Below are 5,428 nucleotides of genomic sequence, written 5' to 3'. Positions count from 1 at the left end.
TTGTTAAATTTATAACTACTTAAACAAAAGGGGGACATTATGAAAATAGAAGCACAAGGTATAAGCAAATCCTTTGGTGATGTGCAAGCTCTTAAAAATTTAAATTTTACTATTGATAGTGGAAAGGCATTAGGGTTACTAGGAAGAAATGGAGCAGGTAAAACTACAGCTATAAGAATTCTTTTAGGAATACTTCCAAGTGATAATGGAAAGGTTTTAATTAATAATAAGGAGTTAAACTTTAATCAAAAATCCTTTGGATATTTACCTGAAGAGAGAGGATTATATTTAAAGTTTACTGTAAAGAATCAGTTATTATATTTTGCATCTCTTTATGGAATGAGAAAAAATAATGCTTTAGAATCAATAAAATATTGGTTAGATAGGTTTGAAATAAGTGAATATTTAAATAAAAAGGTTGAAACATTATCAAAAGGTAACAAGCAAAAGATTCAACTTATAGTTGCTATAATGCATAATCCAGATGTAATAATATTAGATGAACCATTTAGTGGATTAGATCCTGTAAATGTTGAAACTTTTAAAATTGTTATAAGAGAACTGCTTAATAAGGGAAAAACTTTAATTTTTAGTAGTCATAGAATGGCTGATGTTGAAGAGTTTTGTGATGATATAATAATGCTAAAAAAAGGAGAAACAATTCTTCAAGGAAATTTAGAAAAAATTAAGGAAGATTATGGGGTAAAGGCTCTTATTATAGAAGGAGAAAAAGGTATAGAAGATATATTAAAAATAGAAGAAGTGAATTCATATAAATATGAAAATGGAAAATTTATAGTTGATATAAGAGATATTAAAAAAGGAAAAGAAATTTTAAGAAAAATCACTAACCAAGATTTAGATATTAATGGTTTTTATTTTGAAAAACCATCATTAAATGATATTTTCATAGAAAGGTTAGGTGATTAAAGTGAGTAAATTTTTAACGATATTTGGTTTTACTTATAGAGAAACAATTAGAAATAAGGGACTTATAATTTCTACTATAATTACTTTAATAATAATGCTTGGATTTTTTAATATGGATAAAATAATGTCTTTATTTAAAAGTAATTCAACAGATAATATTATGATATGTGAAGTGAATAATAATGGAGCGATTAATAATAAATTAGTTAATAAAGAATTGTTAAGTAAAATAAATGATGATAGTTATAATTTTGTAATAGCAAAAAATATTGATGAAGTTAATAAAGTTAAATCAGAACTTGAATCTGGAGATTCAAAATTTAAGGCTATATTAGAAATTTCAGAAGTAAAAGATGTAAGTGGAAAGTTATACGTAAATAAATCACCAGGTCAAGAATTAACCAATAAAGTTAACTCTATATTAAGTGAAATAAAAATAATGAATAATATGAAAAAATATAATTTAAGTAATGAGGATTATTCTAAAATAATGTCACCAGCTAATTTAGAAGTTATACAAAAGGGGAACTCATCTAACGAGAGAATGACTCTTGTATATGCACTTGTTTTTGGTATATATATGATTACATTAACATTTGGCTCAATGGTTGCAAATTCTGTTATAGAAGAAAAGACAAACAGGATAATGGAAACATTAATTACTATGGCAAAACCAATGGAATTATTCTTTGGTAAGGTACTTGGAGTTTGTGCAGTTGGATTAACACAAATATTAATACTTTTAGGTGCAGGATTTATAATGCTTAAAACTTCAGGTTTTAGTATGGAAGTTATTGAATCTTTAAATTTAAATGTATCAATAATATTATCATTTATATTCTATTTCTTACTTGGATATTTAACTTTTTCAATGCTTTATGCAGCAGTAGCTTCTCTTGCAACAAGTCCACAAGATGTAAATTCATCTATGGGAGCAATAACTATGGTATTTGTAGTTGTATTTTTAATAGCTATGAATTGTATGTTTAATATAGATACTACTTTTGCTAAGGTTATGAGTTATATTCCTTTCGCATCACCGCTTATAATATTTGAGAGAATTGTTTTATCAAATGTTGGATTTATAGAGATTATAATAACTACAATTATAAATATAGGTTTTATAATTATAGTTGGAGTTATTAGTAGTAAATTATATAGAAGAGGAACTTTACATTATGGAAATAAAATTTCATTAATGAAAGCTTTAAGAGGTAAAGTTTAAATTCTATTTTTTATTGAAAATAGTTAAATTAAATATAATGGATTAAAATAAAACATTTAAATAAGCTATCTTAATTTAAGATAGCTTACTTTATGAAAAATATACTAAAAATTTCTAATTTATTAAATATATAATGGTTGGAAATTATGAAAACATATGATATATTACTTCTATATGATAAAATTTGGGAGGAAAATAATGATAGAACCAGAGCCGGAAAGTATTATTATGCAAATAATAATAATAATAATATTAACATTAATTAATGCTTTTTTTTCATCAGCAGAGATGGCAATAGCATCAGTAAATAAAAATAGAGTTAAGCTTTTAAGTGAAGAAGGTAATAAAAAAGCGCAACTTTTAGAAAAAATTATGAAAAATCAGGGTAATTTCCTAGCAGCAATACAAATAGGAATAACATTAGCAGCTTTTTTATCTAGTGCATCAGCTGCAACAGGTATTTCAGTAGTACTTTCAAATAAATTAGAAGCATTGAATATACCATATGCTAATCAATTAGGAGTAATAATAGTTACAATAATTCTTACATACTTTACATTAGTATTTGGAGAATTAGTACCAAAAAGAATAGCGCTTAAAAATAAAGAAAAGGTAGCTTTAAGATCTGTAAAAACAATATATATTGTACTTATAATTACAAAACCATTTGTAAAAATACTTTCATTTTCAACTTCATTAATACTTAAATTATTAGGTTTTAATAAAGAAGGAATAGAAGAAAAAGTATCTAAAGAAGAGATACAGGCTTTAATTTCAGAAGGTGAAGTTGAAGGTGCAATTGATGAATCAGAAAAAGAAATGTTAGACAGTGTATTTGAATTTAATGATAGATTATCTAAAGAAATAATGACATCTAGAAAAGATACATATATGATAAATATTTCTGATGATATAAATGAAGAATTGGATGATATAATAAATCTACAATATTCAAGAATACCAGTTTATGAAGGGGATATAGATAATATAGTAGGAATACTATATACAAAAGATTTATTTATAATGGCAAGAAAAGTAGGTTTTGAAAATCTTAATATAAAGCATATACTTCATAAACCATATTTTGTTCCAGAAACTAAGAGGATAAATGAATTATTTAAAGAGCTTCAATTAAACAAAAATCATATGGCACTATTAATAGATGAATATGGTGGTTTTTCAGGAATTGTAACTATGGAAGATTTAGTTGAAGAAATAGTTGGAGATATTGATGATGAATATGATATAGATGAACCAGATATAAAGAAAATAGATGAGTATAAGTATTTAGTAAAAGGAACTATAAATATTCATGATTTCAATGATGAGTTTGGGACAAGTATTGAAGAAGATGAAGATTTTGATACATTAAATGGATATATGATAACTAGAATAGGTAAAATACCAAAAGAAGGAGTCAATATAGAATTTGATGTAGATAATATACATTTAAAAGTAAAAGAAGTTACTGGAAGAAGAATTGAAGAAGTTGAAGTAACTATATTTAAAGAGTAAGTTTATATTGGATAGATTATTTTAAAAAATAATCTATCCATTTTTATTTATATAAAGGCGAATATTATATGAGGAAAGTGATTTTATAATGTATATAACTTAAATAAAAATATATAAAACTTAAAAAGAATAAAAAAATATTCGTGTTGAGGGTAGAAATTTATCGAAAAATGATATATTATTAAAAGCGGACGAAAAAATAAATGAAAGAGTGATAACATGAAAAACTTCTTTAAAAAAGATGGATTACTTGATAATTACTTCGAGATAACAAAAAATGGATCTAATTCTAAGAGAGAAGTAGTTGCAGGACTTACAACATTTATGACTATGGCATATATACTTATTGTAAATCCAACAATACTTTCAGCTGCTGGAATGGATAAAGGAGCAGTGTTTACAGCAACAGCACTTTCTGCTTTTGTAGCAACACTTTTAACAGGAATTTATGCTAAACTTCCATTTGCTCAAGCTCCAGGTATGGGATTAAATGCATTTTTTGCTTATACAGTAGTATTACAAATGGGATATTCTTATCAGTTTGCTCTAACAGCTGTATTCTTAGAAGGTATAATATTTATATTACTTACATTATTTAATGTTAGAGAAGCTATTGTAGATTCAATACCTGATTGTATAAAAAAAGGTATTTCAGTTGGTATAGGACTTTTAATTGCACTTATTGGATTAGAAGGTGCAGGAATTGTTGTTCATCCAAAGGATGGAGGAACAATATTATCATTAGGAAGTATAACTCATGGTGCTGGATTACTTGCTATAGTTGGATTAATAATAACATCAATACTTTTAGCAAAAAGAGTTAAAGGAGCACTTTTTATTGGAATGATTATTACTGCTATAATTGGTATTCCTTTTGGATTAACTCCAATTCCAAGTGCTGTAATTAGTGCACCACCATCAATTAGTGGAATACTTTTTGACTTTGAGTGGCATAATATTTTTTCATTTGATATGGTAATAGTATTATTTACTTTATTATTTATGGATTTATTTGATACTATAGGTACTTTAGTTGGTGTTGCAACTAAAGCTAAAATGCTTGATGAGAACGGAAAAGTTCCAAATATTAAGAAAGCATTGCTTTCAGATGCTATTGGTACAACTTTAGGGGCTTGCATGGGAACTAGTACAGTAAGTACTTTTGTAGAAAGTGCAGCAGGAGTTGCAGAAGGTGGTAGAACTGGACTTACAGCAGTTTCAACTGCTATAATGTTTGCTTTAGCTTTATTATTTTCACCAATATTTGCTGCAATAACACCAGCTGTTACTGCATCAGCATTAATATTAGTAGGTTTATTTATGATAGAACCTATAAGAGAAATAAATTTAGAAGAATATTCAGAGTCAATACCTGCATTTTTAACTATGATAATGATGCCATTTTCATATAGTATTTCAGATGGAATTATATTTGGTGTAATATCATACATATTAATAAAATTATTTACAGGAAAAGTAAAAGATATAAGTATAACAACTGTAATAATTGGTGTTGTATTTTTACTTAAATTTTTAATTTAGAATATTTTGCTATATTATTAAATAAGCTTAGTGTTATTTAAAATAATATAAGTTATTTTATGAAAGCATCTAAAAGTTTAACTTTTAGGTGCTTTTTTATATTTGCTATTTTAGTTAATTTACTTATAGAGAATAATAGTGTTATTATATTAATATAGTATTAATTAGTAAATAAAGTTAAGATATATTTTATATTTATAAAATATAAATATATTA

4 protein-coding genes are annotated in these 5,428 nt (G+C 25.3%); all 4 read left to right on the top strand.

Translation table 11 applies throughout. The features are described from left to right. Positions 1-39 precede the first annotated feature (39 nt). The 4 genes from Q4E08_RS11375 (at position 40) to Q4E08_RS11360 (ending at position 5,212) form a co-directional block, all read left to right on the top strand. On the top strand, positions 40-930 hold the full coding sequence (locus Q4E08_RS11375; RefSeq protein WP_303131051.1) for an ABC transporter ATP-binding protein: 891 nt from the start codon (positions 40-42) through the stop codon (positions 928-930). A gap of 1 nt (position 931) precedes the next feature. Continuing rightward, positions 932-2,155, top strand: coding sequence for an ABC transporter permease (locus Q4E08_RS11370; RefSeq protein WP_303131050.1), 1,224 nt, complete (start codon positions 932-934; stop codon positions 2,153-2,155). Between the two features lie 195 nt (positions 2,156-2,350). Continuing rightward, positions 2,351-3,670 carry a hemolysin family protein gene (locus Q4E08_RS11365; RefSeq protein ID WP_303131052.1) on the top strand — a complete coding sequence of 440 codons (1,320 nt, stop codon included), beginning with the start codon at positions 2,351-2,353 and terminating at the stop codon, positions 3,668-3,670. A gap of 219 nt (positions 3,671-3,889) precedes the next feature. Next, a complete protein-coding gene (locus Q4E08_RS11360) occupies positions 3,890-5,212 on the top strand; it encodes an NCS2 family permease (protein ID WP_303131048.1) in 1,323 nt (440 codons plus the stop codon). The last annotated feature ends 216 nt before the right edge of the window (positions 5,213-5,428 follow it).

This window comes from Clostridium sp. (assembly GCF_030532265.1).
GTDB lineage: Bacteria > Bacillota > Clostridia > Clostridiales > Clostridiaceae > Clostridium.
Note: the sequence above shows the minus strand (reverse complement) of the source record. Positions and strands in the feature narration are given on the sequence as shown.

Excerpts from the sequence above, each read along its gene's own strand:
- Q4E08_RS11375 (WP_303131051.1), top strand. The coding sequence starts at position 40 with ATGAAAATAGAAGCACAAGGTATAAGCAAATCCTTTGGTGATGTGCAA.
- Q4E08_RS11360 (WP_303131048.1), top strand. The coding sequence starts at position 3,890 with ATGAAAAACTTCTTTAAAAAAGATGGATTACTTGATAATTACTTCGAG.